The 3,835-nt window shown below is 66.5% G+C and carries 4 protein-coding genes; all 4 read left to right on the forward strand.

Annotated features, from left to right (window positions below):
- Nucleotides 1-1,363: xanthine dehydrogenase family protein molybdopterin-binding subunit (locus RMO57_RS06140; protein WP_310385160.1), on the forward strand; the 1,363-nt coding region annotated here is incomplete at its 5' end.
- Between the two features lie 18 nt (nt 1,364-1,381).
- Nucleotides 1,382-2,173 (forward strand): xanthine dehydrogenase family protein subunit M, encoded by a 792-nt coding sequence (locus tag RMO57_RS06145; RefSeq protein ID WP_310385162.1) that lies wholly within the window; start codon nt 1,382-1,384, stop codon nt 2,171-2,173.
- Nucleotides 2,170-3,090: a MoxR family ATPase gene (locus RMO57_RS06150; RefSeq protein WP_310385164.1), complete on the forward strand. Its 921-nt coding sequence runs from the start codon at nt 2,170-2,172 to the stop codon at nt 3,088-3,090. The genes RMO57_RS06145 and RMO57_RS06150 overlap by 4 nt, the downstream gene beginning before the upstream one ends.
- A partial coding sequence (locus RMO57_RS06155; RefSeq protein WP_310385165.1) for a VWA domain-containing protein occupies nt 3,083-3,835 on the forward strand: 753 nt, incomplete at its 3' end. The genes RMO57_RS06150 and RMO57_RS06155, both read left to right, overlap by 8 nt.

Here is a 3,835-nt window from a genome sequence, read left to right on the forward strand (position 1 = left end):
TGCCAGCAGCGTGCCGACGATTCTGTACGCCACGCTGTTGGCCGGCCAGTACACGACGCCGGCCATCTATGCCGAAGTTACCGGCGTGTTCACCAATACCGCGCCGGTCGACGCCTACCGCGGCGCGGGCCGGCCCGAGGCCACCTATGTGGTGGAGCGGCTGGTCGAGACGGCCGCGCGCGAGCTGGGGATAGATCCGGCCGAGCTGCGCCGGCGCAACTTCATTCGCACGTTTCCCTATGCCACGCCGGTCGGCCTGAGCTATGACATTGGCGACTACGACGCGACGCTGAACGGCGTGATCGAGTTGGCCGATGTGGCCGGCTTTGCGGCCCGCCGTGCCGAGAGCGAGGCCCGGGGCTTCAAGCGCGGCCTCGGCTACTCGACCTATATCGAGGCCTGCGGTTTGGCGCCGTCGAATATTGCCGGCGCCTTGGGCGCGCGCGCCGGCCTGTTCGAGGCCGGCGAGGTGCGCGTCCACCCGACCGGCAAGGTGACCATCTTCACCGGCAGCCATTCGCACGGCCAGGGCCATGAAACGACCTTTGCGCAGGTGGTGGCCGACAAGCTCGGCATCCCCTTCGAGGACGTCGACATCCAGCATGGCGACACCGGCAAAGTGCTGTTCGGCATGGGCACCTACGGCAGCCGCTCGCTGTCGGTCGGCGGCACGGCCATCGTCAAGGCGTTGGACAAGGTGATCGCCAAGGGCAAGAAGATCGCCGCTCACTTGTTGGAGGCGGCCGACACCGATATCGAGTTTGAGAACGGCGTCTTCAAGGTCGCCGGCACCGACCGCAGCGTGCCCTTTGCGTCCGTCTCGCTAACGGCTTATGTGCCGCACAACTACCCGCTCGACAAGCTGGAGCCGGGCCTGAACGAAAACGCCTTCTACGATCCGACCAACTTCACCTACCCCGCCGGCAGCTATGTCTGCGAGGTCGAGGTGGACCCGGCCACCGGCCATGTGCGGGTCGACCGCTTCAGCGCGGTCGAGGACTTCGGCAATATCGTCAACCCGATGATTGTCGAGGGTCAGGTGCAGGGCGGCATCGCTCAGGGCATCGGCCAAGCGCTGTTGGAGCATGGCATCTACGACACCGACTCGGGCCAGTTGCTGACCGGCAGCTATATGGACTATGCGATGCCGCGCGCCGATGACTTGCCCAACTTCTTCATCAAGACCGCCAAGGGTACGCCCTGTACCCACAACCCGCTGGGCGTGAAGGGTTGCGGCGAGGCCGGCGCGATCGGCTCGCCGCCGGCCGTCATCAATGCGATCTGCGATGCGATTGGCGTCAAAGACATCGCCATGCCGGCCACGCCGCACCGGGTCTGGCAAGCCATTCAAGCCACCCGCTGAAATCTTTGGAGCTTGCACATGACCACCTTCACCTACACCCAAGCCGCTTCGCTATCGGAAGCCGGCGCACTGGCCGCCGGGTCGGACGCCAAGTTGATCGCCGGGGGTCAGTCCTTGCTCGGCGCGATCAAGCTCGGCCTGGCCGCACCCGAGGCGCTGATCGACCTGAGCGGGTTGGCCGACTTGAAAGGCATTCGACTCGCCGGCGTTCACCTTGTCATTGGCGCGATGACGACGCATGCAGCGGTGGCCGCCAGCAAAGAGGTGCAGCAAGCGATCCCCGCGCTGGCCGACTTGGCCGGCCGCATCGGCGACCGCCAGGTGCGCAACCGCGGCACGCTGGGCGGCAGCTTGGCCAATAACGACCCGGCCGCCTGCTATCCGGCGGCGGTCTTGGGCCTGGGCGCGACGATCTATACCGACCGGCGCAGCATCAGCGCCGATGACTTCTTTCTCGGCCTGTTCGAAACCGCCTTGCAGCCGGGCGAGATCATCACTTCGGTGAGCTTCCCCGTGCCGACCAAGGCCGGCTGGCAGAAGTTCAAACAGCCGGCCTCGCGCTTCTCGCTGGTCGGCGTGTTTGTGGCCCAAACGGCCGCGGGCGTGCGCGTCGCGGTGACCGGCGCCGGTGCCGGCGTGTTCCGCGCCATGGCGCTGGAGGCGGCGCTGGATGCCCATTGGAGCCAGGCCGCGACCATGGCCGTGCGCATCAGCCCCGCCAAGCTCAGCAGCGATCTGCACGGCTCGGCCGACTACCGCGCGGCGCTGATCCCGGTGCTGGCGGGGCGGGCGGTGGCCGCTTGCCCGTGAAGTTAGCCACCGGGCTGCCGGTCGACATCGACGGCACCGCCGCGCTGCTGCTGGCGCACGGCTATGTGGCGCAGCGCGAGCTGGCCACCGCGGTTTTTTTGGCCTTGCGCCTGCAGCGGCCGCTGTTGCTGGAAGGCGAGCCGGGCACCGGCAAAACCGAGATCGCCAAGACGCTGGCAGCGATGCTGGATCGGCCCTTGATCCGTTTGCAATGCTATGAGGGGCTGGATCTCAGTGCGGCCGCTTATGAATGGAATTACGCGCGCCAGATGCTGGAGATCAGGCTGGCCGAAGGCTCGGCGCAAAAGGCCGCGCTCAGCGAGGATTTGTTCGCGCCGCGCTTCTTGATCCCGCGCGCCTTGCTGAAGGCGATTGACCCGGCCAACGCCGTCGCGCCGGTCTTGCTGATCGACGAATTGGACCGCGCCGATGAGCCCTTCGAGGCCTATTTGCTTGAAGTCTTGAGCGAGTTTCAGATCACCATCCCGGAGCTGGGCGTGGTCAAGGCTTTACTGCCGCCGATCGTCATCATCACCTCCAACCGCACGCGCGAGATTCACGATGCGCTGCGGCGGCGCTGCCTTTATCACTGGGTCGATTTCCCCGACGCCGAACGTGAACTGGCGATCTTGAAGCTGCGCGTGCCGGATGCGCCCGCCGCCCTGGCGCGGCAGATCGTTGCCTTCATCCAAGGCTTGCGCCGGCTTGATCTGTACAAGCTGCCCGGTGTGGCCGAGACGATCGAATGGTCGCGCGCGCTGCTGGCCCTGAACGCCTTGGTGCTGGACCCGGCGACGCTGCAGTCCACCTTGGGTGTGCTGCTGAAGTATCAAGACGATATTGCGCGCGTGCACGGCTCCGAGGCGGCGAAGCTGTTGGAGCAGGTGCAAACCAGCATCAAGAGCGGCCGTGGCTGAGCACCTGGCTGACCACCTGGCCGAGAACGTGATGCACTTTGCGCGCGTCTTGCGCGCAGCCGGCATGGCGGTCGGCAGCGACCGCGTGCTGTTGAGCTTGCAAGCGCTGCAGGTGGCCGGCCTGAGCTCGCGCCAAGACTTTCACGCCACCTTGTCCGCTTGCCTATTGGACCGGGCCGAGCACCGCGCGCTGTTCGATCAAGCCTTTCAGATCTTCTGGCGCGACCCCGATCTGCTCGGCCGGGTGCTGCGCATGCTGTTGCCGCAGGTGCAGGCCAAGCCGGGTAGGCCGGCGTTGCCGGAAAATCGGCGGCTGGCGCAGGCCCTCTTTCCCCACAGGCCCGCAGCGCAGCGCGAGCCCGAGCAGCCCATCGAGCTGGACGCGCGGCTCAGCTGGAGCGAGCGGGAGCTGCTGCAGCACAAAGACTTCGACAGCATGACGCCTGCCGAATGGCATGCAGCCGAGCACTTACTCAAGCAGCTGCGGCCGCTGCTGCAAACCCGCCCGAGCCGGCGCTGGGAGCTTGCTGTCAGCGGGCGGGTGGACTGGCGCGCCAGCCTCAGGGCGCAGGCGCGCAGCGAGTCATTGGCGCTGCTCAGGCAGCGGCCGCGGTTGCGAACCGCACCGCTGCTGATCCTGGCGGATATCTCCGGTTCGATGAGCTCTTATTCCCGCATGCTTTTGCACCTTGCGCATGGGCTGACCAACCCGCAAGACAGGCGGCGCGATTTCAGGGTCAGCAGC

It is taken from the genome of Roseateles sp. (assembly GCF_031397715.1).
Classification (GTDB): Bacteria; Pseudomonadota; Gammaproteobacteria; order Burkholderiales; family Burkholderiaceae_C; genus Paucibacter_A.